This is a genomic window from uncultured Martelella sp. (genome assembly GCF_963677965.2).
Taxonomy (GTDB): Bacteria; Pseudomonadota; Alphaproteobacteria; order Rhizobiales; family Rhizobiaceae; genus Martelella; species Martelella mangrovi.
On sequence record NZ_CAXXFM010000001.1, the window covers coordinates 236,161 to 262,421 of the forward strand.

Here is a 26,261-nt window from a genome sequence, read left to right on the forward strand (position 1 = left end):
TCCTGATCGAAATAAAAAGGACTTTAAAGGTTTTGCCCAGTGTTGCGAGTTGGAGCGCTCATAGCGGAAACAGCGCCTCAATGCAACCATTTCCTTTACTTTTGTAACGCCCGAAGCCCCAGGGGACAGCCGGACGCACAGAATTCGTTCTTCTCAGGCAACACCTGTCTCAGACACGGTGTCGCACAACAGAATCACACGCCTGCCAGAACCTTCTCGATGCTGGCGGTTACGGCGTCCATATCGGCCATGCCGTCAACCGATGTCAGCTTGTCCTTGGCGTAGTAATAGCCGATCAGCGGCGCCGTTTCCTTGTAATAGGCCTGCAGGCGCTTTTCGACGGTCTCGCGATTATCGTCGGGCCGGCGCTTGAATTCCGTCGAGCCGCACTTGTCGCAGACACCGTCTACCGCAGGCTTGTGGAATTCGTCGTGATAGCCCGTGCCGCACTTGGCGCAGCTGTAACGACCGGCAATGCGTTCCGTCAGCGTCTCGTCATCCACCTGGATTTCGATCACGGCATCAAGGTCGAGGCCCTTGGCTTCCAGCATCTTGCCGGTCGCATCGGCCTGCACCAGCGTGCGCGGAAAACCGTCGAGGATGAAGCCGTCCTTGCAGTCGGGCTGATCGATTCGCTCCGAAACGATGGCGATGACGATATCGTCGGATACCAGCCCCCCGGCATCCATCACGGCCTTGGCCTTCTTGCCGACCTCGGTCTGAGCGGCGACGGCTGCGCGCAGCATGTCCCCGGTCGAAAGCTGCGGAATGCCATGACTGGCGACTATACGCTGCGCCTGCGTGCCCTTGCCGGCGCCGGGCGGTCCCAGAAGTATCAGTCTCATCGTCCCCTCTTTCCTCCCCGCAATTTCGATTTCTTGATCAGCCCTTCATACTGCTGGGCGATCAGATGTCCCTGTATCTGCGATACGGTATCCAGCGTGACGCTGACGATGATGAGCAGCGAGGTGCCGCCCAGCGCCAGGGAAACGCCCGTGCGCGCCACCAAGATTTCCGGCAGGATGCACACGAACACCAGATAGATCGCACCGACCACGGTAATGCGAGTCAGAACATAGTCTATATACTCGGCCGTGCGTTCACCGGGACGGATGCCCGGAATATAGCCGCCATGACGCTTCAGATTGTCCGCAGTTTCCTTCGGGTTGAAGACGATGGCGGTGTAGAAAAATGCGAAGAACGCAATCAGCGCACCATAGGCGACCATATAGAGCGCCTGCCCGTGACCGAGCGCGGTGATGATGCTGGTGGCCCAACCCGGCAGCTCACTCGAGGAGAAGCCGGCCAGCGTTGCCGGCAGAAGCAGCAGCGAGGAGGCAAAGATCGCCGGAATAACACCCGAGGTGTTGAGCTTCAGCGGCAGGTGCGAGGTGTCGCCCTGGAACATCCGGTTGCCGACCTGGCGCTTCGGATACTGGATCAGCAGGCGGCGCTGGGCGCGCTCGACAAACACGATCAGCGCGAACACGGCAATGACCACGACCAGAATGCCGACGGCAACGAAGGCCGAGATCGAACCGACGCGCGACAGTTCCAGCATGTTGCCGACAGCAGCGGGAAGACCGGCGACAATGCCCGAAAAGATGATCAGCGAAATACCGTTGCCGATGCCGCGCGAGGTGATCTGCTCACCGAGCCACATCAGGAACATGGTGCCGCCGACCAGCGTGACAACCGTGGACAGAATGAAGAACCAGCCGGGATTGTTGACCAGATTGTTACCGGACTGCAGACCGATCGCAATGCCGTAGGCCTGCGCGGTGGCCAGCACCACCGTGCCATAGCGGGTGTACTGGTTGATGATCTTGCGGCCCTGCTCGCCTTCCTTCTTCAGCGCTTCAAGCGACGGCACCACCGCCGTCATGAGCTGCACGATAATGGAAGCCGAGATGTAGGGCATGATTCCCAGGGCAAAGATCGCCATGCGCTGCACGGCGCCGCCGGAAAACATGTTGAACATGCCGAGGATGCCCTCGGACTGACCCTGAAAAGCCTGCGCATAGGCATCGAGGTTGATGCCGGGAAGCGGAATATGCGTGCCGAGCCGGTAGACCAGAAGCGCCAGCAGGGTAAACCAGATGCGCTTCTTCAGATCCGTCGCTTTCGCGAAGGTCGAGAAATTGAGGTTGGATGCAAGTTGTTCCGCTGCAGAAGCCATGCGTATCTCCGCGTCGCCGCACGGCCGCGCGAAGCGCCCGATGCGATTAAGTGCCAAATCGCCCGGGCCGTCATGCAGCCCTCAACGGGCGCTCACCGGCCTTCGCGATAAACCACCCGCTGGACACGAACGATCGAGGCCGGCCGGTGGTCGAGGCACATATGGAAGAAAAAACGCCCGGTGTGAAGCACTCCGGGCGATCATTTTTCAAATCGGCGCTATTTACTCAGCGTTCTTGGCGCCGGCCAGCACGGTTATGGAACCGCCGGCCTTTTCGATCTTCTCGATCGCCGTCTTGGATGCGCCGGCAACCTCAAGCGTGAGTTTCGCCTTCAGCTCGCCATCGGACAGGACGCGTACACCGTCCTTCACGCGGCGAATCACGCCGGCTTCCTTCAGCGCTTCGGCGGTCACCGTCTTCTTGGCATCGAGCTTCTTGGCATCGACGGCAGCCTGCAGGCGGCCCAGCGATACTTCGGTGAAGTCCTTGGCGAAGATGTTGGTGAAACCACGCTTCGGCAGACGGCGATAGATCGGCATCTGACCGCCTTCGAAACCGTTGATGGCAACGCCCGAACGCGACTTCTGACCCTTGACGCCGCGGCCGCCGGTCTTGCCGGAGCCCGAGCCAATGCCACGGCCGACGCGCTTCTTCGAATGCGTTGCGCCTTCGCGGTCCTTGATTTCATTGAGTTTCATAATCTACTCCCGTCTCACTTCTCGTCGACGACGCGCACGAGATGGGCGACCTTGTTGATCATGCCGCGAACAGCCGGGGTATCTTCCAGCGTGCGTACACGATGCATCTTGTTGAGACCGAGACCGATCAGCGTCTGGCGCTGCACGGCGGGACGGCGGATCGGGCTGCCGATCTGCTCAACGGTGACAGTCTTCTTGGTGCTAGCTTTGGCCATGTTTGCCTCCCCTTACTCGTCGACAACCGCGCCGGCGGCCTGGCGGCGAGCCTGGAGCGTAGCGTACTTAAGGCCACGCTGTGCTGCGATGTCCTTGGGATGCATCTGGCTCTTGAGAGCGTCGAACGTGGCGCGAACCATGTTGTAGGGGTTGGACGAACCGGTCGACTTGGCAACCACGTCGGCAACGCCCAGCGTTTCGAAAACGGCACGCATCGGACCACCGGCAATGATACCGGTACCGGCCTTGGCGGTGCGCAGCAGAACCTTGCCCGCGCCGTGACGGCCCTTGACGTCGTGATGCAGCGTACGACCGTCGCGCAGCGGCACGAAAATCATCTCGCGCTTGGCAGCTTCCGTCGCCTTGCGGATGGCTTCCGGTACTTCGCGTGCCTTGCCGTGACCGAAGCCAACGCGGCCCTTGCCGTCACCAACGACGACGAGTGCTGCAAAGCCCATACGGCGACCGCCCTTGACGGTCTTGGCTACGCGGTTGATGGCAACGAGCTTGTCAACAAATTCGCTGTCGCGCTCATCCCTGTTGTGGCGATCGTCGCGCGATCCCCGTCTGTCCTGTGCCATTGTCCTGTTCCTTTTTCTTTTCCGGGTGCAATCGGCATATGCGAAAGCCGCTTCTGTCATTGCTGACAGGGTGGCGGCCGGTGAATGACCGAAGGCGACTTGCTTCGAAAGGAACAGTATCGCCTTGGCCGGATTTCATGGGCGCCCTCACCTGGAGGGCGCACCGCTTCATCAGAAGCTCAGACCACCTTCGCGGGCGCCGTCGGCAAGAGCCTTGACGCGACCGTGGAAGATGAAGGCGCCGCGGTCAAACACGACTTCCTTGACGCCGGCCTTGGTGGCGCGCTCTGCGATGAGCTTGCCAACGGCTTCTGCAGCCGCACGGTCGGCGCCGGTCTTCAGCGAAGACTTCAGCGATCCATCGAGCGACGAAGCGGCTGCCAGCGTGCGGCCTGCCGTGTCATCGATGACCTGAGCGTAGATGTTCTTCGAAGAACGATGGACCGACAGACGCGGACGGCCATTGGCCACCTTCTTGAGCTGACGGCGCACGCGGCTGGCGCGGCGTGCAATGGTTTCTTTCCTGCTAGCCATAACGCGTGTTCCTTACTTCTTCTTGCCTTCCTTGCGGACGATGCGCTCTTCCGCGTATTTCACGCCCTTGCCCTTGTAGGGTTCGGGACCGCGATATTCGCGAATGTTCGCAGCGACCTGGCCGACAACCTGCTTGTCGATGCCGGCAACGGTGATTTCCGTCGGCTTCGGGCAGGTGATCGTGATGCCTTCCGGCGGCTGATACACAACTTCGTGGGAGAAACCGAGCGACAGCTGCAGGTTCTTGCCCTGCATGGCCGCGCGGTAACCAACGCCGTTGATTTCGAGCTTGCGCTCGTAGCCTTGGGTGACACCATTGATGATGTTTTCAACCATGGTCCGGGACATGCCCCACTTGGAGCGGGCGTCCTTCGACTGGTTGATCGGGGCAACAACGATCGCGTTGTCCTCGAGCTTGACGCTCACTTCGTCATTGGCGACGAAGGAGAGTTCGCCCTTGGGGCCCTTGGCTGTGACTTTCTGGCCTTCTACGGTCGCAGTTACACCAGCCGGAACCTGAACGGGCCTTTTACCGATACGAGACATTTTATCTACCTGTCTGTTTCGTTAGGAGGATCTGCAAAAAGCCTTAGAAGACCGAGCAGAGAACCTCACCACCAACATTCTGTTCGCGTGCCTGGTGATCAGCCATCACACCCTTGGGGGTGGACAGGATCGTGATACCCAGACCATTTGCGACCTGCGGAATGGACTTGACCGAGACATAAACCCGGCGGCCCGGCTTGGAAACGCGGGCGATCTCGCGGATCACCGATGCGTTTTCGTAATACTTCAACTCGATTTCGATTTCGGACTTGCCGTTTTCGAATTCGGTCTGGGTGTAACCGCGGATGTAGCCTTCCGACTGCAGCACGTCCAGAACGTGAGCGCGCAACTTGGAAGCCGGCGTGGTCACGGAGGACTTGCGGCGCGAAGCACCGTTGCGGATACGGGTGAGCATATCGCCCAGGGGATCAGACATTGCCATTGGACGCCTCCTTACCAGCTCGACTTGACGACACCCGGCACCTTGCCGGTGTTGCCGAGATCACGAAGTGCGATACGGGACATGCCCAGCTTGCGGTAATACGCACGCGGACGACCGGATACTTCGCAGCGGTTGCGGATACGCGTCTTGGAGCCATCGCGGGGCATTTCCGCCAGCTTCAGGGAAGCGCGGAACCGCTCTTCGATCGGCAGCTCCTGGTTCTTGATGATCGCTTTCAGCGCGGCACGCTTCTCGGCGTCCCGGGCGACCGTCTTGCGGCGGCGCTTGTTCTTTTCGACTGCGCTTACTTTCGCCATGTCGTTTTCCTTTTCTACGCTCGTCGTTACGGTTATTTGCGGAACGGGAAGTTGAACGCTGTCAGTAGCGCCCGTGCTTCGTCGTCCGTGTTCGCCGTCGTGCAAACGATGATATCCATGCCCCACATCTGATCGACCTTGTCGTATTCGATCTCCGGGAACACGATGTGCTCCTTGATGCCCATGGCGAAGTTGCCACGGCCGTCAAAGCTCTTCGGATTAAGGCCGCGGAAGTCGCGAACGCGCGGAAGCGCGATGTTGATGAGGCGGTCAACGAATTCATACATGCGGTTGCCGCGCAGCGTCACCTTGGCGCCGATCGGCATGCCTTCGCGGACCTTGAAGCCGGCGATGGAATTGCGTGCATGCGTGATGATCGCCTTCTGGCCGGCAATCGCCGAAAGATCGGCTGCTGCATTGGTCGGCTTCTTGCTGTCACCAACGGCTTCGCCCACACCCATGTTGATCACGACCTTGTCCAGGCGCGGGATCATCATTTCGTTGGCATAGGAGAAGGATTCCTGCATCTGCGCGCGAATGGACTGGTTGAATACCGTCTTCAGACGCGGCTCATACTTTGCTTCAGCCATCGATCACTTCTCCCGAACGCTTTGCATAGCGGACCTTGGTCTCGCCTTCGACCTTGAAGCCGACGCGGGTCGGCTTGCCGTCCTTGGGATCGGCCACGGCGAGGTTCGACAGGTGAACCGGTGCTTCCTTGGTGATGATGCCGGCCTCGGCGGTCTGCGACTGCTTCTGATGGCGACGCACGACATTGATGCCCGAAACCACGGCACGGTCTTCCTTCGGGAAAACCTTAACGACTTCACCAGTACGACCCTTGTCCTTACCGGCGATGACGACGACCTTGTCGCCTTTTTTGATTCTCTGCATGTTCCGCGCTCCCTTACAGAACTTCCGGAGCCAGGGAGATGATCTTCATATGGCTCTTGCCACGCAACTCGCGCGGAACCGGCCCGAAGATACGCGTACCAATCGGCTCTTTGTTGTTGTTGATCAGAACGGCGGCATTGCCGTCGAAGCGGATGACGGAGCCGTCAGCGCGGCGGATGTCCTTTGCCGTGCGAACGACAACGGCCTTCATCACATCGCCCTTCTTGACGCGCCCGCGCGGAACAGCCTCTTTCACCGATACGACGATGATGTCGCCGATCGAGGCATATTTGCGCTTTGAGCCGCCCAGAACCTTGATGCACATGACACGACGTGCGCCGGAATTATCCGCCACGTCGAGGTTTGTTTGCATCTGAATCATATCAGGTCGCCTTCTTGTTGTTACCGGCCCGGTTGGGCACCTCTGCCCCCTAGACCAGCTTAATCGACACGTATCGAGGCGCCCGCCCTGTCCTTGACCAGACCCGGCGGTCGCCTGAATTTCCTGTCCAGCACTTTCAGGCCGGCGCCGTCCGGAAAGGATTTTTTCCGGGACAATCGCGCCGTGTGCAAGAGCCAGAGCGTCTTGTTGTAGCGTCTTTCGGGGCGAAAACACCCTTTTTGAAGGGGAAAGCCCTTACGGAAAAGGCCGCCCGTTGCCGGACGCCCCCGCATCTCAATGCCGTGCTACATACAGATATTTCGCCAAAGCGCAAGGGGCCCGGCGAAATAGCTGCTCAATTTTGATGTCAAGCCTGGGCGGAAACGACCGTCCAGCGCTTGTCCTTGGAAACCGGAGCGCATTCTTCGATGAATACGGTATCTCCGACCTTGTACTGGTTTTCGGCGTCATGCGCCTTGTACTTCTTCGAGCGGCGAACAGTCTTCTGCATCAGCGGGTGGGCGAAACGACGCTCAACCCGGACTACGACCGTTTTATCGTTCTTGTCGCTTACGACAACGCCTTGCAGGATGCGTTTAGGCATTTTCTTGTCGGTCCTTTAATCTCAAGCCTTGGCGGCTGCTGCCTTCTGGGCAGCAATGGTCTTCACACGCGCGATGTCGCGGCGCACTTCCTTGATGCGCGCCGTTTTTTCCAGCTGTCCGGTTGCCTTCTGGAAGCGCAGGTTGAACTGCTCCTTCTTCAGCTTGGCAAGCTCGTCCTTGAGCTGGTCTTCGGTCATGGCGTGTACGTCAGAAGTTTTCATCAGTACCACTCCTTATTCTGCGATACGCTGGATAAAGCGCGTCTTGACCGAAAGCTTGGCCGCGCCGAGGCGCAGGGCTTCACGAGCAATCTCTTCGCTCACACCATCGATTTCGAACATGATCCGGCCAGGCTTGACCCGGGCCGCCCAGTAATCGACACCGCCCTTACCTTTACCCATACGCACTTCGGTCGGCTTGGAGGTGACCGGCGTATCGGGGAAGATCCGGATCCACACACGACCGGCACGCTTCATGTGACGGGTAATCGCGCGGCGGGCCGCCTCGATTTCACGTGCGTTGACGCGGTTGGGTTCCTGCGCCTTCAGCCCATATTCACCGAAAGCCAGATCGCTGCCGCCCTTGGCAACGCCATGGATGCGCCCCTTGAACTGCTTGCGGTACTTTGTACGCTTTGGCTGCAACATTTTCTTCTATCTCCGAACTTCGCGGACAGCGCCAGATCAGGCGTGTTCGCGGCGGCGATTGTTGCCGCTGTTACCCTTGTTGTCGCCCTCGGTCGCGCGACGCTCGGAGGCCATCGGATCGTGCTCAAGGATTTCGCCCTTGAAGACCCAGACCTTGATGCCGCAGATGCCGTATGCGGTTTCAGCTTCAGCCGTGCCGTAGTCGATATCGGCGCGCAGCGTGTGAAGCGGAACCCGGCCTTCGCGATACCATTCGGTACGTGCGATTTCAGCGCCGCCAAGACGGCCCGAGCAGACGATACGAATACCTTCAGCGCCGAGACGCATGGCCGACTGAACCGAGCGCTTCATGGCGCGGCGGAAGGCGATGCGGCGTTCGAGCTGCTGAGCGATCGACTGTGCGACCAGCGTGGCGTCGGTTTCCGGCTTGCGCACTTCAACGATGTTGAGGTGCATTTCCGAGTCGGTCATCGTCGACAGCTGACGGCGCAGCTTTTCGATGTCAGCGCCCTTCTTGCCGATGATGAGACCCGGACGGGCCGAATGGATCGTGACGCGGCACTTCTTGTGCGGACGCTCGATGACGACCTTGGAAACACCCGCCTGCTTCAGTTCCTTCTGGATGTAGCTGCGGATCTTCAGGTCTTCATGAAGCAGCTTGCCGTATTCGTGATTGTCAGCGAACCAGCGGCTGTCCCAGGTGCGGTTAATGCCGAGGCGGAAACCGATCGGATTGATTTTCTGACCCATTATGCGGCCTCCTCTTCGACTTCACGGACGACAATCGTCAGATGTGAAAACGGCTTCAGGATGCGCGAAGCGCGACCGCGGCCACGAACCATGAAGCGCTTGGCGACAATCGACTTGCCGACATAGGCCTCGGCGACGATCAGCGAATCGACGTCGAGATCATGGTTGTTTTCAGCATTGGCGATGGCCGATTCCAGCGTCTTGCGCACGGTCTCGGAAATCCGCTTCTGCGAGAATTCGAGATCGGCCAGCGCCCGGTCAACCTTCTTGCCGCGAATCATGGCGGCGACGAGGTTGAGCTTCTGCGGGCTGACGCGGATCGTGCGCGTAACAGCCTGCGCCTCGTTTTCCTTGAGCCGGCGTGCGGCTTTTGCCTTGCCCATTATTACTTCCTCTTCGCCTTCTTGTCGGCGCCGTGACCGTAATAGGTACGGGTCGGTGCAAATTCACCGAACTTGTGGCCGACCATCTCTTCCGACACGGAGACCGGAATGTGCTTGGAACCATTGTAGACGCCGAAGGTCAGGCCAACGAACTGCGGCATGATCGTGGAGCGACGGCTCCAGATCTTGATCACTTCGTGGCGACCGCCTTCACGCACCTTCTCAGCCTTCTTGAGAAGATAGCCGTCAACAAACGGTCCCTTCCATACTGAACGAGCCATTTCAGACTACCTCTCTTATTTCTTCTTCTGGTGACGCGAGCGCATGATGAACCGGTCGGTCGACTTGTTCTTGCGCGTGCGCTTGCCCTTGGTGGGCTTGCCCCAGGGCGAGACCGGATGACGGCCACCGGATGTACGGCCTTCACCACCACCGTGCGGGTGGTCGATCGGGTTCATGACAACGCCGCGAACATGCGGACGCTTGCCCCGCCAGCGCGAACGACCGGCCTTGCCGTCATTCGTGTTGGAATGGTCGGGGTTCGATACAGCGCCGATGGTCGCAAGGCAAGAGCCAGAAACGAGACGCTGTTCACCGGAGTTCAGGCGAAGGATCGCCATGCCCTGGTCACGACCGACGAGCTGCACATAGGTGCCAGCCGAACGGGCGATCTGACCGCCCTTGCCCGGTTTCATCTCGACGTTGTGCACGATCGAGCCGACCGGCATGTACTGAAGCGGCATGGTGTTGCCCGGCTTCACGTCGATTGCCTTGTCGGAGGCCATGACCTTGTCGCCGACGGCAAGCCGCTGCGGCGCCAGGATGTAGGCCAGTTCGCCGTCGGAATAGTTGACGAGCGCGATAAAAGCCGAACGGTTCGGGTCGTATTCCAGACGCTCGACCGTACCTTCGACATTAAGCTTGCGACGCTTGAAGTCGATCATGCGGTAGGTCCGCTTGTGACCGCCGCCCTGGAAGCGTGCAGTCACACGACCGTAGTTGTTGCGGCCGCCCTTGGAAGACAGCCCCTGGGTCAAGGCCTTGACAGGCTTGCCCTTGTAAAGCTCCGAACGCTCGACGATCACCAGTTGGCGCTGGCTCGGCGTTGTCGGATTGAATGTTTTCAATGCCATTTTCTCATTCCCTATTGGGTTTTTACCCTACCGGGCCTGTTTCAAACGCCGGTCGTCACGTCTACGGACTGACCTTCAGCCAGCGTGACGATCGCCTTTTTGACGTCCTTCTGCTTGCCGGAGAAGTTCCGGAAGCGCTTGATCTTGCCCTTGCGCACCAGCGTGTTCACGGCCTTGACCTTGACGCCGAAGAGTTCTTCGACGGCGGCCTTGATCTCAGGCTTGCTTGCGCCCTTGGCAACGTTGAAGACAACCTGGTTGTTATCCGAAACCAGCGTCGACTTTTCAGTGATGACCGGCGAAACGATCACGTCGTAATGGCGGATATCGCTCATTTGAACCGCTCCTCCAGAGCTTCGACTGCGGACTTGGAAAGCACCAGCTTTCCACGGCGCAGAATGTCGTAAACATTGATGCCCTGAACCGGCAGAACATCGATATTCGGAATGTTGCGGGCAGCAAGCTTGAAGTTGCCGTCGACTTCCGAACCGCCGATGATCAGAGCGCTATCCAGGCCGAGGCCGGCGAACTGTGCAACCAGCGCCTTGGTCTTGGCTTCCTTGGCAACGAGATCGTCAACGATGATCAGCTCTTCAGCCTTCACCTTGGACGACAGCGCATGCTTGAGCGCCAGAGCGCGCAGCTTCTTCGGCAGGTCATGGCCGTGATCGCGAACGACGGGACCATGAGCACGACCACCGCCGCGGAACTGCGGCGCACGCTTGGCGTGGTGGCGGGCGTTACCCGTGCCCTTCTGCTTGTACATCTTGGCACCCGTAAGGGCGACTTCCGAACGGCTCTTGGTCTTGTGGCTGCCCTGACGCTTTGCAGCGAGCTGATAGCGGACCATGCGAGCGAGGATGTCTTCGCGCGGCTCCAGGCCGAAGATCTCGTCCTTCAGGCTGAGCTTGCCGGCATCCTTGCCTTCAAGTGTTTTTACAGTGAGATCCATTATTCGGCTCCATTGGCTTCAGCCGCACGCAGGCCAGCCGGCCGCGGCGCATTTTCAGGAACACCGGACTTCACAGCATCGCGAACCGTAATCCACGCGCCCTTGGAACCGGGGACGGCACCCTTGACGAGGATCAGACCGCGCTCTTCATCGGTGCGGACAATTTCAAGGTTCTGGGTGGTGACACGGGTCTGGCCCATGTGACCGGCCATCTTCTTGCCCTTCCAGACCTTGCCCGGATCCTGGTTGGAACCGGTCGAACCATGCGAACGGTGCGAGATCGAAACACCGTGGGTGGCACGAAGGCCGCCGAAGTTGTGGCGCTTCATCGCACCGGCAAAACCCTTACCGATGGTGGTGCCGGTAACGTCGACAAGCTGCCCCGAAACGAAGTGGCTGGCCGTCAGTTCGGCGCCAACATCGAGCAGGTTGTCTTCGGAAACGCGGAATTCGACCAGCTTGGCCTTCGGTTCAACCGAACCGGCAGCGAAATGGCCGCGCAGAGCCTTCGACGTATTCTTGACCTTCGAACGACCTGCACCGAGCTGAACTGCCGTATAGCCGTTTTTTTCTTTTGTGCGCGTTGCGACGACCTGGCAGCCGTCCATTCGCAAAACTGTTACCGGGATATGCTCTCCTGCGTCATTGAAGACGCGGGTCATTCCCACCTTTTGTGCTATCACACCTGAACGCATCGGTTCGTTCCTTTTAGAGTTCCGGCCAAGCCCTCGCGGCCCTGGCGTGTCTCTGTTTGGGACGTCATGCACATCGCCCTAGAGCGGGTGCAGCGATTGGTCCCGTTTAATTATCCCTACCCTGAAAAATCAGAGCTTGATTTCTACGTCGACACCAGCAGCCAGATCGAGCTTCATCAGAGCATCGACCGTCTGGGGGGTCGGATCGACAATGTCGAGCAGGCGCTTGTGGGTGCGCATTTCAAACTGCTCGCGGCTCTTCTTGTCGATATGCGGGCCACGGTTGACCGTGAACTTCTCGATCCGGGTCGGCAGCGGAACCGGACCGCGTACATTGGCACCGGTGCGCTTGGCCGTGGAAACGATCTCACGCGTGGAGGCATCAAGGATCCGGTGATCAAACGCCTTCAGGCGGATGCGGATATTCTGGCCGTTCATGCGACTCGTCCTTGTCTTCTTCTTCTTCCCGCCTTTTCGTCATCGATCAGGCGCATTCATTGAACTTCGACCGCACACTTCAATCTTCAAAAGTAGGGACAGGTTTTGCCCCGTCCCTACCTCAATCAAAAGTGCCTGTCGCGCGTCGATTACTCGACGATAGCGGCCACGATGCCGGCGCCGACGGTGCGGCCGCCTTCGCGGATAGCAAACCGCAGCTTTTCTTCCATCGCGATCGGAACGATCAGCTCGACGTCAACCGTAACATTGTCGCCCGGCATGACCATTTCCGTGCCTTCCGGCAGCGTGACAACACCGGTCACGTCCGTCGTACGGAAGTAGAACTGCGGACGGTAGTTCGTGAAGAACGGCGTGTGACGGCCACCTTCATCCTTGGTCAGGATGTAGGCTTCTGCCTTGAACTTCGTGTGCGGCGTAACCGAGCCGGGCTTGCAGAGAATCTGGCCACGCTCAACCTGGTCGCGCTGAACACCACGGATCAGTGCGCCAATGTTGTCGCCGGCTTCGCCCTGGTCGAGCAGCTTGCGGAACATTTCAACGCCAGTAACCGTCGTCTTCTGCGTGTCCTTGATGCCGACGATTTCGACTTCTTCGCCAACCTTGATGATGCCGCGCTCAACACGACCGGTCACAACCGTACCACGGCCGGAGATCGAGAAAACGTCTTCGATCGGCATCAGGAACGGCTGGTCAACCGGACGCTCGGGCGTCGGGACGTAGTCGTCAACAGCAGCCATCAGGGCGCGGATTGCGTCTTCGCCGATAGCCTTGTCGCCATCTTCCAGAGCAACCAGAGCCGAGCCCTTGATGATCGGGATTTCGTCGCCGGGGAACTCGTAGGAGTCCAGAAGTTCGCGAACTTCCATTTCGACGAGCTCGAGAAGCTCTTCGTCGTCGACCTGGTCAACCTTGTTGAGGAAGACAACGATGGCCGGAACGCCAACCTGACGGGCAAGCAGGATGTGCTCGCGGGTCTGCGGCATCGGGCCGTCAGCGGCCGAGCACACCAGGATCGCGCCGTCCATCTGGGCAGCACCGGTGATCATGTTCTTCACATAGTCGGCGTGGCCGGGGCAGTCGACGTGCGCGTAGTGGCGCTTTTCCGTCTCATACTCGACGTGTGCCGTCGAGATGGTGATGCCGCGTGCCTTTTCTTCCGGCGCCGCGTCAATCTGGTCATACGCACGGAAGTCACCGAAGAACTTCGTGATCGCAGCCGTCAGTGTCGTCTTGCCGTGGTCAACGTGACCAATCGTGCCGATGTTGACGTGCGGTTTGCTCCGCTCAAACTTTGCCTTTGCCATTTTAGGCTCCTATTCTTTTCAGACCCCGCGACGGGGTTATCTCATTTATGCGTTACGGGTGTATCCCGGTTACTTGGAACCGGAATACTTCGCCTGAATTTCCTGTGCGACATTCGACGGCACGGGTGCGTTGTGATCAAAGACCATCGAATACTGGGCACGGCCCTGCGACATCGAGCGCAGCGTATCGACGTATTTGAACATGTTGGCCAGCGGCACCTGAGCGTCGATAACCGTCGCATTGCCGCGCGGCTCCTGGCCCTGGATCTGGCCACGGCGGGAGTTCAGATCGCCGATGACGTCGCCAACATAATCTTCCGGCGTCACAACCTCGACCTTCATGACCGGTTCGAGGAGCTGGGCACCGGCCTTGCGGGCAGCTTCACGGAAGCAGGCGCGCGAGGCGATTTCAAAGGCCAGAACCGAGGAGTCGACATCGTGGTAGGCACCATCGATGAGGGTGGCCTTGATGCCGAGCATCGGGAAGCCGGCCAGCGGACCGGACGACAGAACGCTCTCGATACCCTTCTGAACACCGGGGATGTATTCCTTCGGAACAGAACCGCCGACGATCTTGGATTCGAAGACGAAATCTTCGCCATCCGGGTTGGGTTCGAAGATGATCTTGACGCGGGCGAACTGACCCGAACCACCCGACTGCTTCTTGTGGGTGTAATCTTCTTCGTGTGCCTGGGTGATGGTTTCGCGGTAGGCAACCTGCGGCGCACCGACGTTGGCCTCAACCTTGAATTCACGCTTCATGCGGTCGACGAGAATATCGAGGTGAAGCTCACCCATGCCGGCGATGATCGTCTGGCCACTTTCCTCATCGGAGAAAACGCGGAAGGACGGATCTTCGGCAGCAAGACGGTTGAGAGCGATACCCATCTTTTCCTGGTCGGCCTTGGTCTTCGGCTCGATGGCGATCCGGATAACCGGCTCGGGGAATTCCATCCGTTCCAGAATAACAGGCTTCAGCGGATCGCAGAGCGTGTCACCAGTGGTGGTTTCCTTCAGGCCGGCCAGCGCAACGATGTCACCGGCGTAGGCAATCTCGATGTCCGAACGCGAGTTCGAATGCATCTGAAGCATACGGCCAACGCGTTCGCGCTTTTCCTTGACCGTATTCATCACCGACGAACCCTTTTCGATCGTGCCCGAATAGACACGGCAGAACGTCAGCGAACCGACGAAGGGGTCGTTCATGATCTTGAACGCCAGCATGGAAAGCGGCTCGTTGTCATCGGCATGACGCTCGATGTCGGCCTCGGTCTTGACGTCGATACCCTTGATGGATTCGATGTCGATCGGCGACGGCAGGAAGTCGACAACAGCGTCGAGCAGCGGCTGAACGCCCTTGTTCTTGAAGGCCGAACCGCACATCATCGGGTAGAACTGAACGCTGATGGTACCCTTGCGGATAAGCTCGCGGATCTTGTCGTTGGAGGGCATTTCGCCTTCCAGATAGGCTTCCATCGCAGCTTCATCGACTTCGACGATCGTTTCGATCATCGTTTCGCGCCACTCTTCGGCCTTTTCCTTCATGTCGGCAGGAATATCGGTGATATCCCACTGAGCGCCGAGGTGCTCACCGTCCCAGACAAGTGCCTTCATCTCGATCAGGTCGATCACGCCGGCAAAGTCGTTTTCAGCGCCGATCGGCAGCTGGATGACAACCGGGATCGCACCGAGACGGGACTTGACCATTTCGACCGAGCGATAGAAGTCGGCGCCGATCTTGTCCATCTTGTTGCAGAAGATCATCCGCGGAACGTTGTACTTGTCAGCCTGACGCCAGACGGTTTCCGTCTGCGGCTCAACACCGGCATTGGCGTCGAGCAGCGCGACAGCACCGTCAAGCACGCGCAGCGAACGCTCAACTTCAATGGTGAAGTCAACGTGTCCGGGGGTGTCGATGATGTTGAAGCGACGCTTCTTGCCGTCACGGCCTTCCCAGAAGGTCGTGGTCGCAGCGGACGTGATCGTGATGCCACGTTCCTGCTCCTGCTCCATCCAGTCCATCGTGGCTGCGCCGTCGTGAACTTCACCGATCTTGTGCGACTTGCCGGTGTAGAAGAGGATGCGCTCGGTCGTCGTGGTCTTGCCAGCGTCGATGTGCGCCATGATACCGAAATTACGGTAATCTTCGATTTTATATTCGCGAGCCATGATGTTAGGCCTTCCCTCGTATCTGTATTACCAGCGGTAATGGGAGAATGCGCGGTTGGCGTCGGCCATCTTGTGCGTGTCTTCACGCTTCTTGACAGCAGAACCGCGGTTGCTCGCAGCGTCCATGAGCTCGCCGGACAGGCGCTCGATCATGGTGGTTTCGTTACGCTTGCGGGCAGCAGCGATCAACCAGCGGATCGCGAGAGCCTGACGGCGCTCGGGACGAACGTCGACCGGAACCTGGTAGGTTGCACCACCAACGCGGCGGGAACGAACCTCAACATGCGGCGCAACGTTTTCGAGCGCCTGATGAAAGACCTCGATCGGGTCCTGCTTCATCTTGCCCTCGACCGCGTCGAGCGCACCATAGACGATCGACTCGGCGACCGACTTCTTGCCATGAAGCATGATGGCATTCATGAACTTGCTGATCACCAGATCACCGAACTTGGGATCCGGATTGATCTCACGCTTTTCTGCACTATGGCGTCGTGACATACTTTTGTCTCTCAACAGTTGCGGCACTTAAAACGCGGAGAACCTCGCGCAGCGCCAGAAAAATGAAAACCGAATTACTTCGGACGCTTCGCACCGTACTTCGAACGACGCTGCTTACGATTCTTGACGCCCTGGGTATCCAGAACACCACGGATGATGTGGTAACGAACACCCGGCAAGTCCTTCACGCGGCCGCCGCGGATCATGACGACGGAGTGCTCCTGAAGGTTATGACCTTCACCCGGAATGTAGCCGATGACTTCGAAGCCATTGGTCAGACGAATCTTGGCAACCTTACGCAGAGCCGAGTTCGGCTTCTTCGGCGTCGTGGTGTAGACGCGGGTGCAAACGCCGCGCTTCTGCGGGTTCTGTTCCAGCGCGGGAACCTTGTTCCGCTTGACCTGAGGCTGGCGCGGCTTGCGGATCAGTTGGTTTACGGTAGGCATATACCCATCCCTTTAGAATTTCGTGTCTCGTCGCCCTTGTGGGGCATTTCAATTCAATGCCGTCACCGGCGATCAGAAGCACATTCAGCGCCTATATGCGCACAAGCACGGCCCGACCCGCCTTCCCGGCAGATGGACCTTAAAGCAGAGGACACAGGCGCCTTGCCGCGTCATGCGTGCAGCATTTGATCTTCAACGTGCTGTATGAGAACCTAGTCTGAGGTGAACTCCGGGACATTAGGCTTCCCGAACGGCCATGCCTCACATGGGTTCTGTTGGCGCCGACATACTCATTTCGGTTAACGCCGTCAAGTCCACAGCCCCGAAATTGTTGAATCTCGGGGCTTGCCGGCATGGCTTTTCGGCCCGCCCTGCCGCTTCAGGCAATTTTGACGCATTTCAAGCCGGGTCAGACGCAATATTATGTCGTCCGACCGTGCCGTCGCCGGAAAGCACGATCTGTGTCTCAATACCGATTCTCCCCAGAAACACCGGATCGTGGCTGATGACAAGCAGCGCGCCGTCATAGGCATTGAGTCCCGCCTCCAGCGTCGCCAGGCTTTCCAGGTCGAGATTGTTGGTCGGCTCGTCGAGGACAAGAAGCTGCGCCGGGCGGCTGCCGCCGATCGCAGCGGCAAGGCCCGCCCTCAGCAATTCGCCGCCGCTCAGATCCGCGACCCGCTTCAGCGCGTCATCGGCGCGGAAGCGAAACCGCGCCAGCGCCGCCCGGCAGGCATTCTCGTCGTCATCCGGGTTGATGCGCCTGAAATTGTCGCGAACGCTCGCCGCGCCATCAAGAAGCGACACCGTCTGGTCGAGCAATGCAAACGGCACCGCGATCTCCGCCGTTCCGGCAATCGGCTCAAGCCGGCCTGTCAGGGTGCGCACAAGCGTCGATTTGCCGGCGCCATTCCTGCCTTCGATCGCCACGCGCTCGGGCCCGATCATTTCGAAGGAAAGATCGCGGAAGAGCGGCGCGTCGACATCATAGCCGCCGGCAAGACGGTCGGCTCTGAGCACCCGGCGCCCGGCAGCGCAGCCCGAGGGCGGCAGCGTGATCGAGAACGGCGCGATCACCTCAAGATGCGACCGCGCCTCTGCCAGCGCCTCGGTCGCCTTTTCGGCTTCCCGGTCTTTCAGCGCCTTTTGCCGGGCTTCCGTCGCCTCGGCCTGAGACTTCATGCCATCGAGCACCATTTTCGGCATATCGCGGCGCTTGCGCACTTTGCGGCCCTTTGCATCGGTGCGGGCCTTGCGCTCGGCCCGCTGGCGCGCGGCAGCGGAAGCCTGCCGCACCTCGCGTTCCGCTTCGCCAAGGCGTTTTTCGCGGTTTGCCAGCTCTGCCGCCTTTTCCCGTTCATAGAAGCTGAAATTACCGCCATAGCGCGTCATACCGTGACTGGTGAGTTCAACGATTTCGGTCATCGCCTCCAGCAGTTCCCGATCATGGCTGACGACAAGCGCGCCCCCACGCCAGCTGTGGAGGAAATCCAGGAGATAGCTGCGCCCGGCGGCATCGAGATTATTGGTCGGCTCGTCAAGCAGGATAAAATCCGGCGCATCATAAATGAGAGCCGCAAGCCGCGCGCGTGTCAGTTCGCCGCCGGAAAGCAAAGAAAGCGGGGTCGTCAGCGGATAGGCGATATCGAACCGGGACAAAGCCGCGACGGCCTTTTCTTCGGCGAGCCAGTCGATCCGCTCCATGGTCTCAATGCTTGCCCTGCCCTGGCTTGCCGCCTCGATCATCTCCAGCATGGCGCGGATCGCGAAGCAATCGGCGAGCGTCTCTCCCGCTTTCGGGGAAACCGTCTGATCGAACAGCGACAGCCGGCCCGCAACCGAAACCGCGCCGGAGGTCGGTGTTGTCCGGCCGGCGATCAGCTTCAGCAGCGTCGTCTTGCCGACGCCATTGCGCCCGACAAGCCCGGTCAGGCCCGGTCCGAAGACAGCATCGATATTGTCGAAAATGAAGTGCCCGTCAGCGGTGGTGAAGGACAGGCCGGAAAGTGTGATGGTGGCGTGCATAAAAAGAGTTCTCCCGTAAAGCCAGTGCGTTTGCTGTCTTCAGGTGAGAAATCATTTTGCGGTACACTCCGGTTGGTTTGCTTTCCGAACATGAGAGATAACGCCAGCGCCGGGCTTTTTCAAGGCAAGGCGTGGCGCGAAAAGCGTGTTGCCCGGCATCACGCCAGCAAGGGTTCGCCGTGCGATGCGCCGCCCAGCGTGAACTGGCCGAAATTCGGAAAGGACGATGAAGCCGTGTTTCCGTCATGCGGCAGCGGGGCGCTGATATTCATTTCGCTCTGGAACAGCGCCCAGCGATCCGTTGAAAGCATCTGCTGTGTACCGGACCACCCTGTGGAGCCGGCAAGCCAGATCAGTTCGGCATGGCCGGCATCCTCCATCGCCGTGCAGACCGTACCCGAACCATAGACCCCGACCCGGAACACCCCCTTTAGCGCAACGGCGACGGCGGCGAAATAGGGCGCGATCCGGTTGAGGTCACTCTGCTGGTAATAGTCATAATCCACTGAGAAATAGATTGCCGAGCCATGAGGCTGGCCAAGTGTTTTGGCCAGTGCCAGCGCCTGGGCGGCATCGCTCTTTCCCGCAGTGGCATCGAGATCGCCGATCTGTCCGCCGGCGCCGCCATCCTGCTCGAAGATCACCGCGAGCGAAAGCCCGGCCGCATCAAGCGCCGCGGCCTCACTGCCGCCAAGCTGCTTTTCAGGCAGGCTCTCGGAATTTTCATGGTTATAGTAACGGATGACGGTCTCGACACCGCCGCTTTTCAGCTGAGAGATATATGACGTCGTATCCCAAGGGGTATCAATGATCTTGTGCATGGGTCACCGTCCCTACCGGATTCATAAACGCAACTTATAATATACTAAATAACGACAATCGCAACCAAAAGGAAATTCCAGCGGTTGCATCGCGACACAGTTCTGGCGCAGGCTGTCGGCCTGAAGAGCGCCCTTTCCCTGCAGAACGGCTTGTCGGCGCGGCCGCTATATGAGAGGGACGGAACAAACGAAAGGATCAGACATGATTGCCATTCCCGGCTATACCAGCGACGGCGAGCGCATGGTCTTCATCATCACCGGCAAGGTTTATCACGAATGGAACGGCGATGCCGAAGTTCACGTGATCATCGCCGCCCCCGACGAGGACACCGCCGTGCGCAACACGCTGAACGCGCTGGCCAATGAAGGCTATTCGGAAGCCGACCTCGACCAGATCGGCATGATCACCGAAATCCCCGACGAGGAACCGCATGCCTCGGCCTACCAGACGGCACTGGAAGGCGAAGTCGCGATCGTCAAGCTCGGCGGATAGACAGACCGCGTTCAAACGGCTTCCGGAATCGCTGCACGCTGCCGGTATCGCATCCATCCTGAATTTCACGCCAGGCGCGTGATCTTGCTTGCTTTATCGCCAAGCTTTGCCCAAACTTCCCTGTAAAAGAACAGGGGAACATGAAAGGACGTTTTCGGCGCAGGCGGGAAATGTCTTTCACGGCCGGCAAGGACGCAGATGTCAATCAAAGCAGCGATTTATCACCTTACCCATTATAAATACGACAATCCCGTCAATCTCGGACCGCAGATCATCAGGTTGAAGCCGGCGGCTCATTCCAAGACAAAAGTCATCTCGCATTCGCTGAAGGTCACGCCGGAGAACCACTTCGTCAATCTTCAGCAAGACCCCTACGGCAATTACCAGGCCCGTTTCGTGTTTCCCGAGCCGGTCACCGAGTTCAAGATCGAGGTCGATCTGGTCGCCGACATGACGGTCTACAATCCCTTCGACTTCTTCGTCGAAGAACAGGCAACCAAATATCCGTTCGACTATGACGAGGCGATCCGCGAGGATCTGTCGATCTATCTGAAGCCGGAGCAGATGGGACCGCGGCTGAAGGCGTTCATGAACAAACTCGACCTTTCGCCCGGCCAGGGCACGGTCGACATGATCGTCGGCATCAATGCCCGCCTGCAGCATGACGTCAACTATATCATCCGCATGGAGCCGGGCGTGCAGACGCCGGAGGAAACGCTGGAGCGGGCGTCCGGCTCGTGTCGCGACAGCGCCTGGCTGCTGGTGCAGGTGCTGCGCAATATGGGCCTTGCCGCCCGGTTCGTCTCCGGCTACCTGATCCAGCTTGAGCCGGACCTGAAGGCGCTCTACGGCCCGTCGGGCACCGATCACGATTTCACCGACCTCCACGCCTGGACCGAAGTTTTCCTGCCGGGCGCGGGCTGGATCGGCCTTGACCCCACGTCAGGCCTGCTGACCGGCGAAAGCCACATTCCGCTGGCGGCAACCCCGCATTACCGCAATGCCGCGCCGATCACCGGCGGCTATTCAGGCAAGGCGGAAACCAGCTTCGATTTCGACATGTCGATCACCCGCGTGGCCGAACACCCGCGCATCACCAAGCCGTTTTCCGACGAAAGCTGGGAGGCCCTCAATACGCTCGGCGACAAGGTCGACAGGCTGATCGAGGAAACCGACATGCGGCTGACCATGGGCGGCGAGCCAACCTTCGTTTCCATCGACGATTTCGAGGCCGATGAATGGAACACCGGCGCCGTCGGTCCCACCAAACGCGGCCTTGCCGATAACCTGATCCGCCGTCTGCGCGAACGCTTCGCGCCGGGCGGTTTCCTGCATTACGGCCAGGGCAAGTGGTATCCGGGCGAAAGCCTGCCACGCTGGACCTTTTCGCTCTACTGGCGCAAGGATGAACTGCCGGTCTGGAACAATCAGGACCTGATCGCCGAGGAACATACCGACACATCCGCCGATGAAAACGATGCCGGCGCGCTGATGCAGGCGATTGCCGCGGAGCTGGATATCGACCCCGATCACGTCGCGCCCGCGTTTGAAGATCCCGCCGAATGGCTGCTCCGCGAGGGCAACCTGCCCGAAAATGTCGACCCGTCGAACCCGAAGCTGAAAAACGCCGAGGACCGCGCCCGCATCACCCGCGTGTTCGAACGCGGCCTGACGAAACCGGCCGGCTATATTCTCCCGGTTCAGGCCTGGCAGGGCCGGGCATCGGGCGTCAGATGGGTATCTGAGAAATGGAAGACCCGGCGCGGCCGCATTTTCCTCATTCCCGGCGACAGCCCGGTCGGTTTCCGCCTGCCGCTCGATTCACTCGCCTGGATACCGGAATCGCAATATCCCTTCATCAATCCGCGCGATCCGTCGGTCAAACGTGATCCCCTGCCCGACTACCGGATCGACGAGGGACGCCCGCTGCCGCAAACCCAGTTCACGCCGTTTGAGGAAAACCCGCAGACACCGCAGCGCATGCCCGGGCCGGCCATTGGCGGGGCTGTGCGTACCGCGCTTTCGGTGGAGCCCCGCGACGGACGGCTTTGCGTGTTCATGCCGCCGCTCGAAACGCTGGAGGAATATCTCGACCTGATCGCCTCCACCGAACGCGCTGCGGAAAAACTGGGCCTTCCGGTCCATATCGAAGGCTACGCACCGCCGGACGACGAGCGGCTCAACGTCATACGGGTCGCGCCCGATCCCGGCGTCATCGAGGTCAATGTCCACCCCGCCTCCAACTGGCGGGAATGCGTGGAAACCACCACCACGCTTTACGAAGAAGCCCGCCAGACCCGGCTCGGCGCCGACAAGTTCCTGATCGACGGCCGCCATACCGGCACCGGCGGCGGCAATCATGTGGTGGTCGGCGGCGCCAATCCCGGCAACAGCCCGTTCCTGCGGCGGCCGGACCTTTTGAAAAGCGTGGTGCTCCACTGGCAGCGCCACCCCTCGCTGTCCTATCTGTTTTCCGGCCTGTTCATCGGCCCGACCAGCCAGGCGCCGCGCATCGACGAGGCGCGCCATGACGGGCTTTACGAGCTGGAAACCGCGATTTCGCAGATCCCGCATCCGCAATCGGGCTTTGCCCCGCCGCTGCCCTGGGGCACCGACAGGCTGTTTCGCAACCTGCTGATCGATGTCACCGGCAACACCCATCGGGCAGAAATCTGCATCGACAAGCTGTTTTCGCCCGACGGGCCAACCGGCCGCCTCGGCCTTGTCGAATTCCGCGGTTTCGAAATGCCGCCGAATGCCCGCATGAGCCTTGCCCAGCAATTGCTGGTGCGTGCGCTTCTGGCGCGGTTCTGGAAAAACCCGGTCGAGGGCAAGTTCATCCGCTGGGGCACGGCGCTGGCCGACCGGTTCATGCTGCCGCATTATGTCTGGCAGGACTTTATGGATGTGCTGCAGGACCTGAAGGAAAACGGGCTGGAATTCCGGCCGGAATGGTTCGAGGCGCAGCTGCAGTTCCGCTTCCCCTTCTTCGGCGAGGTCGAATATGAAGGCAACCGGCTGGAATTGCGTCAGGCGCTGGAACCCTGGCATGTGATGGGCGAACACGGCGCCATCGGCGGCACGGTGCGCTATGTCGATTCCTCCGTCGAGCGCCTGCAGGTGCTTTTGGAAAGCAATGCGCCGGAGCGCTACATCGTCACCTGCAATGGCCGCAAGGTGCCGCTCAAGCCAACGGAAAAATCCGGCATCTCGGTCGCCGGCGTGCGCTTCAAGGCGTGGCAGCCGGCAGCCGGCCTGCATCCGCTGCTACCGGTCAACTCGCCCCTGACATTTGACATTTACGACACATGGTCTGCAAGATCGGTGGGCGGCTGCATCTACCATGTTGCGCATCCCGGCGGGCGGAATTATGAAACCTTCCCGGTCAACAGCAATGAGGCGGAAGCACGACGTCTGGCGCGCTTCGAGCCGTCAGGGCATACCGCAGGGCACTATGCCGCCTTTAATGACGCGCCGAATGCGGAATTTCCGCTGACGCTCGACCTGAGGCGGCCGGCCGGGCTCTAGAATTTCGGCGGCGGGCGGCGAGAAAAACCGCCCGCATCCAATGGGACGATGACTGAGAGGGGACACCTGCCCGCATTTATTGTGAACAGGCTCTCTTGTGATGCGGGCGGCAGGAAGCGCTGCAGATGGCAGAACCGAAGGCGGACACTTCCGCCGAAAAGCATATGGCTGACGAGGACCACGAGGCGGAACCCGCCATCGCCTGGAATGCCCGGGACTATGTGCCCCTGTCCGACGTGCCCGATGAGATGGTCGACGCCGAAGGCAAGGTGCGGCCTGTGTGGCAGCCTTTCGTCAACGCGCTTTCGGGCATGACTGCCAGCGAGCTGTCCGAGCGCTTTGCCCGCGCCGACCGCTATCTGCGCGACGCCGGCGTGTTTTACCGCGCCTATGACGGACAGGACGATACCCGCGCCTGGCCGTTCTCCCATATCCCGGTAATCATCGACGACAATGAATGGCAGGAGCTTGCCGACGGCCTGAAGCAGCGCGCCGACCTGCTCGAGGCGATGATGGCGGATTTCTACGGTGAGAACCGGCTTGTTTCCGAAGGCTTCATCCCGCCCGCCCTCGTTGCCTCCAACAGCGAGTTTCTGCGTCCGCTCGTCGGCATTGATCCGCCCGGCGGTCATTATCTCCACTTCGTCTCCTTCGAGGTCGGGCGCGGGCCGGACGGCAAATGGTGGGTGCTGGCGGACCGTGCCCAGGCCCCTTCCGGCGCGGGGTTTGCGCTGGAAAACCGGGTTGCCGCATCGCGCGCCTTTTCCGGCATTTACGGCGACATGCATGTGCGCCGCGTTGCGACCTTCTTCGGTGCATTCCGCGATGCGCTGCAGGGCGACCCCGCCGGCAATGAAGGCCGTATCGGCGTGCTGACGCCGGGTCCGGCCAACGAAACCTATTACGAACACGCCTATATCGCCCGCTATCTCGGCATCTCGCTTCTGGAAGGCGAGGACCTGATCGTGGTCAACGACCGGGTGATGGTGCGCACGGTGGCCGGCCCCATGCCTGTCAGCGTGCTGTGGCGGCGTCTGGACGCCAGCTTTACCGATCCGCTGGAACTCAACCAGAATTCGCGCATCGGCACGCCGGGTCTCGTCGGCGCCATCCGCGCGGGCAATCTCACCATGGTCAACGCGCTCGGCTCCGGCATGGTGGAGACCCGCGCTTTTCTTGCTTTCCTGCCAGCACTTTCCCGCCGTCTCCTGAACGAGGATCTGAAGATCCCGTCAATTGCCACATGGTGGTGCGGACAGGAAAACGAACGCCATCATGTGGCCGAAAACCTTGATCAGATGCTGATCGGCCCCGCCTATTCACGCATGCCGTTCTTCGACGATTCCGGGCAGTCGTTTACCGGCGAGCGGCTGCGCGAACGCAGGCCCGGCGCCGTTGCCCGCTGGCTTGACAAGCGCGGTCCCTGGCTTGTCGGTCAGGAGGCCGTCAAGCTTTCCACCGCGCCCGCCTTTGTCGACGGCAAGCTGACACCGCATCCGTTTTCGCTGCGCGTTTTCGCCGCGCGCACCCGCGATGGCTGGAAGCTGATGCCGGGCGGCTTCGCGCGCATCGGCTCTTCGGACGATGTTGCGGCCATAGCCATGCAGTCCGGCGGGCGGGCGGCCGATGTCTGGGTTGTCAGCCAGACGCCTGTGGGCAAGCCGACGCTTCTGACGCGTGAAAGCCGCATCCCGCGCAACAAGCCGTCGAACCTGCCCAGCCGGGCGGCCGACAACCTGTTCTGGCTTGGCCGCTATATCGAGCGCGCGGAAGGCAATCTGCGCATCCTGCGCGCCTGGCACGGGCGTTTTGCCGAGGTGGATGATCGCGGGCAGGCGCTGCTGACGCGGGTGGAAGCCTATCTCGACCAGATCGGGCTCGACCTTTCCGAAGCCGCCCTGCCCCCGAGCCTGCTGCGCGATATCGACAGCGCCGTCTATTCCGCCGGCAATATCCGCGACCGTTTCTCACCCGATGGCTGGCTGGCGCTGAACGATCTTTCCAAGACGGCACGGCGTTTCGTCGACCGGGTCAATCCGGGCGATGATGCGGCCCATGCCGTGACCGTGCTGTTGCGAAAGCTGGCGGGCTTTGCCGGTCTGGTGCACGAAAACATGTACCGCTCCACCGGCTGGCGGTTCCTGTCCATCGGCCGCTATCTGGAACGCGGCCTGCACATGACCCGGCTTCTGGGCGAGCTTGCGGGTGAGGATGCCCCCGACGGCGCGCTCGATATGCTGCTCGAGATCAGCGACAATGTGATGACCCATCGCCGTCACTACAATGTCTATACCGATCCGCTGACGATCACCGACCTTCTGGCGCTCGATCCGCAGAACCCGCGTTCGGTGCTGTTCCAGCTCGACCAGATCCTGGCAGAGGTCAAGAAGCTGCCCGACCAGGCATACCCTGCCTCCATGTCGCCGCTGCATCGTGAAACCATGCGGGTACAGTCCGGCCTTGCGGTGATGACCGCCGATTCCGTTTCCAGCGATTACTATGCGGCGCTGGAACGCGATTTCGAAACGCTGTCCGACTGTCTGGCGCAAAGTTATCTGTGAGG

At 60.1% G+C, this 26,261-nt stretch carries 32 protein-coding genes; 3 read left to right on the forward strand and 29 right to left on the reverse strand.

Going from position 1 to position 26,261, the window contains the following annotated elements:
- Nucleotides 1-194: 194 nt before the first annotated feature.
- The 29 genes from ACHZCU_RS01325 to ACHZCU_RS01465 all read right to left on the reverse strand — a co-directional run bounded on the left by ACHZCU_RS01325 (nucleotide 195) and on the right by ACHZCU_RS01465 (nucleotide 19,677).
- Nucleotides 195-845, reverse strand: a complete 651-nt coding sequence (locus tag ACHZCU_RS01325) for an adenylate kinase (RefSeq protein ID WP_319517346.1) — start codon at nucleotides 843-845, stop codon at nucleotides 195-197.
- Complete coding sequence (secY, locus tag ACHZCU_RS01330) at nucleotides 842-2,179, reverse strand: preprotein translocase subunit SecY (protein ID WP_106313068.1); 1,338 nt, start codon at nucleotides 2,177-2,179, stop codon at nucleotides 842-844. The genes ACHZCU_RS01325 and secY overlap by 4 nt, the downstream gene beginning before the upstream one ends.
- A 222-nt stretch (nucleotides 2,180-2,401) precedes the next feature.
- Complete coding sequence (gene rplO / locus ACHZCU_RS01335; RefSeq protein ID WP_319517347.1) at nucleotides 2,402-2,878, reverse strand: 50S ribosomal protein L15; 477 nt, start codon at nucleotides 2,876-2,878, stop codon at nucleotides 2,402-2,404.
- A 14-nt stretch (nucleotides 2,879-2,892) separates the two neighbouring features.
- The gene (gene rpmD / locus ACHZCU_RS01340) at nucleotides 2,893-3,093 is read right to left on the reverse strand and encodes a 50S ribosomal protein L30 (protein WP_106313062.1); all 201 of its coding nucleotides are present in this window, start codon (nucleotides 3,091-3,093) and stop codon (nucleotides 2,893-2,895) included.
- A gap of 12 nt (nucleotides 3,094-3,105) precedes the next feature.
- A complete protein-coding gene (gene rpsE, locus ACHZCU_RS01345; protein ID WP_106313059.1) occupies nucleotides 3,106-3,675 on the reverse strand; it encodes a 30S ribosomal protein S5 in 570 nt (189 codons plus the stop codon).
- Nucleotides 3,676-3,846: 171 nt separating this feature from the next.
- The gene (gene rplR, locus ACHZCU_RS01350) at nucleotides 3,847-4,209 is read right to left on the reverse strand and encodes a 50S ribosomal protein L18 (protein WP_106313056.1); all 363 of its coding nucleotides are present in this window, start codon (nucleotides 4,207-4,209) and stop codon (nucleotides 3,847-3,849) included.
- Between the two features lie 12 nt (nucleotides 4,210-4,221).
- Nucleotides 4,222-4,755 carry a 50S ribosomal protein L6 gene (rplF, locus tag ACHZCU_RS01355; protein ID WP_319517348.1) on the reverse strand — a complete coding sequence of 178 codons (534 nt, stop codon included), beginning with the start codon at nucleotides 4,753-4,755 and terminating at the stop codon, nucleotides 4,222-4,224.
- 43 nt (nucleotides 4,756-4,798) lie between these two features.
- The gene (gene rpsH, locus ACHZCU_RS01360; protein ID WP_106313051.1) at nucleotides 4,799-5,197 is read right to left on the reverse strand and encodes a 30S ribosomal protein S8; all 399 of its coding nucleotides are present in this window, start codon (nucleotides 5,195-5,197) and stop codon (nucleotides 4,799-4,801) included.
- Between the two features lie 11 nt (nucleotides 5,198-5,208).
- Complete coding sequence (gene rpsN, locus ACHZCU_RS01365) at nucleotides 5,209-5,514, reverse strand: 30S ribosomal protein S14 (RefSeq protein ID WP_024708096.1); 306 nt, start codon at nucleotides 5,512-5,514, stop codon at nucleotides 5,209-5,211.
- A 32-nt stretch (nucleotides 5,515-5,546) separates the two neighbouring features.
- Complete coding sequence (rplE, locus tag ACHZCU_RS01370; RefSeq protein WP_106313047.1) at nucleotides 5,547-6,104, reverse strand: 50S ribosomal protein L5; 558 nt, start codon at nucleotides 6,102-6,104, stop codon at nucleotides 5,547-5,549.
- Nucleotides 6,097-6,408 (reverse strand): 50S ribosomal protein L24, encoded by a 312-nt coding sequence (rplX, locus tag ACHZCU_RS01375; RefSeq protein WP_106313044.1) that lies wholly within the window; start codon nucleotides 6,406-6,408, stop codon nucleotides 6,097-6,099. Before rplX ends, rplE begins: the two co-directional genes overlap by 8 nt.
- Nucleotides 6,409-6,421: 13 nt before the next feature.
- Nucleotides 6,422-6,790, reverse strand: coding sequence for a 50S ribosomal protein L14 (rplN, locus tag ACHZCU_RS01380; protein ID WP_106313041.1), 369 nt, complete (start codon nucleotides 6,788-6,790; stop codon nucleotides 6,422-6,424).
- 367 nt (nucleotides 6,791-7,157) lie between these two features.
- Nucleotides 7,158-7,394, reverse strand: a complete 237-nt coding sequence (rpsQ, locus tag ACHZCU_RS01385) for a 30S ribosomal protein S17 (RefSeq protein WP_106313038.1) — start codon at nucleotides 7,392-7,394, stop codon at nucleotides 7,158-7,160.
- A gap of 21 nt (nucleotides 7,395-7,415) precedes the next feature.
- A complete protein-coding gene (gene rpmC / locus ACHZCU_RS01390) occupies nucleotides 7,416-7,616 on the reverse strand; it encodes a 50S ribosomal protein L29 (protein WP_024708101.1) in 201 nt (66 codons plus the stop codon).
- 12 nt (nucleotides 7,617-7,628) lie between these two features.
- Nucleotides 7,629-8,042 carry a 50S ribosomal protein L16 gene (gene rplP, locus ACHZCU_RS01395; RefSeq protein ID WP_106313035.1) on the reverse strand — a complete coding sequence of 138 codons (414 nt, stop codon included), beginning with the start codon at nucleotides 8,040-8,042 and terminating at the stop codon, nucleotides 7,629-7,631.
- Nucleotides 8,043-8,078: 36 nt separating this feature from the next.
- Nucleotides 8,079-8,792: a 30S ribosomal protein S3 gene (gene rpsC / locus ACHZCU_RS01400; protein ID WP_319517349.1), complete on the reverse strand. Its 714-nt coding sequence runs from the start codon at nucleotides 8,790-8,792 to the stop codon at nucleotides 8,079-8,081.
- Entirely contained in the window at nucleotides 8,792-9,175 is a 384-nt protein-coding gene (gene rplV, locus ACHZCU_RS01405) for a 50S ribosomal protein L22 (protein WP_106313030.1), read from the reverse strand. Before rplV ends, rpsC begins: the two co-directional genes overlap by 1 nt.
- A gap of 2 nt (nucleotides 9,176-9,177) precedes the next feature.
- Nucleotides 9,178-9,456: a 30S ribosomal protein S19 gene (rpsS, locus tag ACHZCU_RS01410; protein ID WP_024708105.1), complete on the reverse strand. Its 279-nt coding sequence runs from the start codon at nucleotides 9,454-9,456 to the stop codon at nucleotides 9,178-9,180.
- 15 nt (nucleotides 9,457-9,471) lie between these two features.
- The gene (gene rplB, locus ACHZCU_RS01415; protein ID WP_319517350.1) at nucleotides 9,472-10,308 is read right to left on the reverse strand and encodes a 50S ribosomal protein L2; all 837 of its coding nucleotides are present in this window, start codon (nucleotides 10,306-10,308) and stop codon (nucleotides 9,472-9,474) included.
- Between the two features lie 41 nt (nucleotides 10,309-10,349).
- Nucleotides 10,350-10,643: a 50S ribosomal protein L23 gene (locus ACHZCU_RS01420; protein ID WP_106313024.1), complete on the reverse strand. Its 294-nt coding sequence runs from the start codon at nucleotides 10,641-10,643 to the stop codon at nucleotides 10,350-10,352.
- The gene (gene rplD / locus ACHZCU_RS01425; protein WP_106313021.1) at nucleotides 10,640-11,260 is read right to left on the reverse strand and encodes a 50S ribosomal protein L4; all 621 of its coding nucleotides are present in this window, start codon (nucleotides 11,258-11,260) and stop codon (nucleotides 10,640-10,642) included. Before rplD ends, ACHZCU_RS01420 begins: the two co-directional genes overlap by 4 nt.
- The gene (rplC, locus tag ACHZCU_RS01430; protein ID WP_106313018.1) at nucleotides 11,260-11,955 is read right to left on the reverse strand and encodes a 50S ribosomal protein L3; all 696 of its coding nucleotides are present in this window, start codon (nucleotides 11,953-11,955) and stop codon (nucleotides 11,260-11,262) included. The genes rplD and rplC overlap by 1 nt, the downstream gene beginning before the upstream one ends.
- Before the next feature lie 129 nt (nucleotides 11,956-12,084).
- Nucleotides 12,085-12,393 carry a 30S ribosomal protein S10 gene (gene rpsJ, locus ACHZCU_RS01435; RefSeq protein ID WP_018065614.1) on the reverse strand — a complete coding sequence of 103 codons (309 nt, stop codon included), beginning with the start codon at nucleotides 12,391-12,393 and terminating at the stop codon, nucleotides 12,085-12,087.
- A gap of 149 nt (nucleotides 12,394-12,542) precedes the next feature.
- Complete coding sequence (tuf, locus tag ACHZCU_RS01440; protein ID WP_319517214.1) at nucleotides 12,543-13,718, reverse strand: elongation factor Tu; 1,176 nt, start codon at nucleotides 13,716-13,718, stop codon at nucleotides 12,543-12,545.
- A 69-nt stretch (nucleotides 13,719-13,787) separates the two neighbouring features.
- The gene (gene fusA, locus ACHZCU_RS01445; RefSeq protein WP_319517351.1) at nucleotides 13,788-15,887 is read right to left on the reverse strand and encodes an elongation factor G; all 2,100 of its coding nucleotides are present in this window, start codon (nucleotides 15,885-15,887) and stop codon (nucleotides 13,788-13,790) included.
- Between the two features lie 27 nt (nucleotides 15,888-15,914).
- The gene (gene rpsG / locus ACHZCU_RS01450; protein WP_106310313.1) at nucleotides 15,915-16,385 is read right to left on the reverse strand and encodes a 30S ribosomal protein S7; all 471 of its coding nucleotides are present in this window, start codon (nucleotides 16,383-16,385) and stop codon (nucleotides 15,915-15,917) included.
- A gap of 74 nt (nucleotides 16,386-16,459) precedes the next feature.
- Nucleotides 16,460-16,831, reverse strand: a complete 372-nt coding sequence (rpsL, locus tag ACHZCU_RS01455) for a 30S ribosomal protein S12 (protein ID WP_018065617.1) — start codon at nucleotides 16,829-16,831, stop codon at nucleotides 16,460-16,462.
- 399 nt (nucleotides 16,832-17,230) lie between these two features.
- The gene (locus ACHZCU_RS01460; RefSeq protein WP_319517352.1) at nucleotides 17,231-18,856 is read right to left on the reverse strand and encodes an ABC-F family ATP-binding cassette domain-containing protein; all 1,626 of its coding nucleotides are present in this window, start codon (nucleotides 18,854-18,856) and stop codon (nucleotides 17,231-17,233) included.
- Nucleotides 18,857-19,014: 158 nt separating this feature from the next.
- A complete protein-coding gene (locus tag ACHZCU_RS01465; RefSeq protein ID WP_319517353.1) occupies nucleotides 19,015-19,677 on the reverse strand; it encodes a DUF1906 domain-containing protein in 663 nt (220 codons plus the stop codon).
- Between the two features lie 202 nt (nucleotides 19,678-19,879).
- Between ACHZCU_RS01465 and ACHZCU_RS01470 the strand changes: the two genes are divergently transcribed.
- The 3 genes from ACHZCU_RS01470 to ACHZCU_RS01480 all read left to right on the forward strand — a co-directional run bounded on the left by ACHZCU_RS01470 (nucleotide 19,880) and on the right by ACHZCU_RS01480 (nucleotide 26,259).
- Nucleotides 19,880-20,170, forward strand: a complete 291-nt coding sequence (locus tag ACHZCU_RS01470) for a transcriptional regulator (RefSeq protein WP_106310304.1) — start codon at nucleotides 19,880-19,882, stop codon at nucleotides 20,168-20,170.
- 198 nt (nucleotides 20,171-20,368) lie between these two features.
- Entirely contained in the window at nucleotides 20,369-23,698 is a 3,330-nt protein-coding gene (locus ACHZCU_RS01475) for a transglutaminase family protein (RefSeq protein ID WP_319517354.1), read from the forward strand.
- Nucleotides 23,699-23,862: 164 nt separating this feature from the next.
- Nucleotides 23,863-26,259, forward strand: a complete 2,397-nt coding sequence (locus tag ACHZCU_RS01480; RefSeq protein ID WP_319519725.1) for a circularly permuted type 2 ATP-grasp protein — start codon at nucleotides 23,863-23,865, stop codon at nucleotides 26,257-26,259.
- Nucleotides 26,260-26,261 lie beyond the last annotated feature (2 nt).

Excerpts from the sequence above, each read along its gene's own strand:
- ACHZCU_RS01325 (WP_319517346.1), bottom strand. The coding sequence starts at position 845 with ATGAGACTGATACTTCTGGGACCGCCCGGCGCCGGCAAGGGCACGCAG.
- secY (WP_106313068.1), bottom strand. The coding sequence starts at position 2,179 with ATGGCTTCTGCAGCGGAACAACTTGCATCCAACCTCAATTTCTCGACC.
- rplO (WP_319517347.1), bottom strand. The coding sequence starts at position 2,878 with ATGAAACTCAATGAAATCAAGGACCGCGAAGGCGCAACGCATTCGAAG.
- rpmD (WP_106313062.1), bottom strand. The coding sequence starts at position 3,093 with ATGGCCAAAGCTAGCACCAAGAAGACTGTCACCGTTGAGCAGATCGGC.
- rpsE (WP_106313059.1), bottom strand. The coding sequence starts at position 3,675 with ATGGCACAGGACAGACGGGGATCGCGCGACGATCGCCACAACAGGGAT.
- rplR (WP_106313056.1), bottom strand. The coding sequence starts at position 4,209 with ATGGCTAGCAGGAAAGAAACCATTGCACGCCGCGCCAGCCGCGTGCGC.
- rplF (WP_319517348.1), bottom strand. The coding sequence starts at position 4,755 with ATGTCTCGTATCGGTAAAAGGCCCGTTCAGGTTCCGGCTGGTGTAACT.
- rpsH (WP_106313051.1), bottom strand. The coding sequence starts at position 5,197 with ATGGCAATGTCTGATCCCCTGGGCGATATGCTCACCCGTATCCGCAAC.
- rpsN (WP_024708096.1), bottom strand. The coding sequence starts at position 5,514 with ATGGCGAAAGTAAGCGCAGTCGAAAAGAACAAGCGCCGCCGCAAGACG.
- rplE (WP_106313047.1), bottom strand. The coding sequence starts at position 6,104 with ATGGCTGAAGCAAAGTATGAGCCGCGTCTGAAGACGGTATTCAACCAG.
- rplX (WP_106313044.1), bottom strand. The coding sequence starts at position 6,408 with ATGCAGAGAATCAAAAAAGGCGACAAGGTCGTCGTCATCGCCGGTAAG.
- rplN (WP_106313041.1), bottom strand. The coding sequence starts at position 6,790 with ATGATTCAGATGCAAACAAACCTCGACGTGGCGGATAATTCCGGCGCA.
- rpsQ (WP_106313038.1), bottom strand. The coding sequence starts at position 7,394 with ATGCCTAAACGCATCCTGCAAGGCGTTGTCGTAAGCGACAAGAACGAT.
- rpmC (WP_024708101.1), bottom strand. The coding sequence starts at position 7,616 with ATGAAAACTTCTGACGTACACGCCATGACCGAAGACCAGCTCAAGGAC.
- rplP (WP_106313035.1), bottom strand. The coding sequence starts at position 8,042 with ATGTTGCAGCCAAAGCGTACAAAGTACCGCAAGCAGTTCAAGGGGCGC.
- rpsC (WP_319517349.1), bottom strand. The coding sequence starts at position 8,792 with ATGGGTCAGAAAATCAATCCGATCGGTTTCCGCCTCGGCATTAACCGC.
- rplV (WP_106313030.1), bottom strand. The coding sequence starts at position 9,175 with ATGGGCAAGGCAAAAGCCGCACGCCGGCTCAAGGAAAACGAGGCGCAG.
- rpsS (WP_024708105.1), bottom strand. The coding sequence starts at position 9,456 with ATGGCTCGTTCAGTATGGAAGGGACCGTTTGTTGACGGCTATCTTCTC.
- rplB (WP_319517350.1), bottom strand. The coding sequence starts at position 10,308 with ATGGCATTGAAAACATTCAATCCGACAACGCCGAGCCAGCGCCAACTG.
- ACHZCU_RS01420 (WP_106313024.1), bottom strand. The coding sequence starts at position 10,643 with ATGAGCGATATCCGCCATTACGACGTGATCGTTTCGCCGGTCATCACT.
- rplD (WP_106313021.1), bottom strand. The coding sequence starts at position 11,260 with ATGGATCTCACTGTAAAAACACTTGAAGGCAAGGATGCCGGCAAGCTC.
- rplC (WP_106313018.1), bottom strand. The coding sequence starts at position 11,955 with ATGCGTTCAGGTGTGATAGCACAAAAGGTGGGAATGACCCGCGTCTTC.
- rpsJ (WP_018065614.1), bottom strand. The coding sequence starts at position 12,393 with ATGAACGGCCAGAATATCCGCATCCGCCTGAAGGCGTTTGATCACCGG.
- tuf (WP_319517214.1), bottom strand. The coding sequence starts at position 13,718 with ATGGCAAAGGCAAAGTTTGAGCGGAGCAAACCGCACGTCAACATCGGC.
- fusA (WP_319517351.1), bottom strand. The coding sequence starts at position 15,887 with ATGGCTCGCGAATATAAAATCGAAGATTACCGTAATTTCGGTATCATG.
- rpsG (WP_106310313.1), bottom strand. The coding sequence starts at position 16,385 with ATGTCACGACGCCATAGTGCAGAAAAGCGTGAGATCAATCCGGATCCC.
- rpsL (WP_018065617.1), bottom strand. The coding sequence starts at position 16,831 with ATGCCTACCGTAAACCAACTGATCCGCAAGCCGCGCCAGCCTCAGGTC.
- ACHZCU_RS01460 (WP_319517352.1), bottom strand. The coding sequence starts at position 18,856 with ATGCACGCCACCATCACACTTTCCGGCCTGTCCTTCACCACCGCTGAC.
- ACHZCU_RS01465 (WP_319517353.1), bottom strand. The coding sequence starts at position 19,677 with ATGCACAAGATCATTGATACCCCTTGGGATACGACGTCATATATCTCT.
- ACHZCU_RS01470 (WP_106310304.1), top strand. The coding sequence starts at position 19,880 with ATGATTGCCATTCCCGGCTATACCAGCGACGGCGAGCGCATGGTCTTC.
- ACHZCU_RS01475 (WP_319517354.1), top strand. The coding sequence starts at position 20,369 with ATGTCAATCAAAGCAGCGATTTATCACCTTACCCATTATAAATACGAC.
- ACHZCU_RS01480 (WP_319519725.1), top strand. The coding sequence starts at position 23,863 with ATGGCTGACGAGGACCACGAGGCGGAACCCGCCATCGCCTGGAATGCC.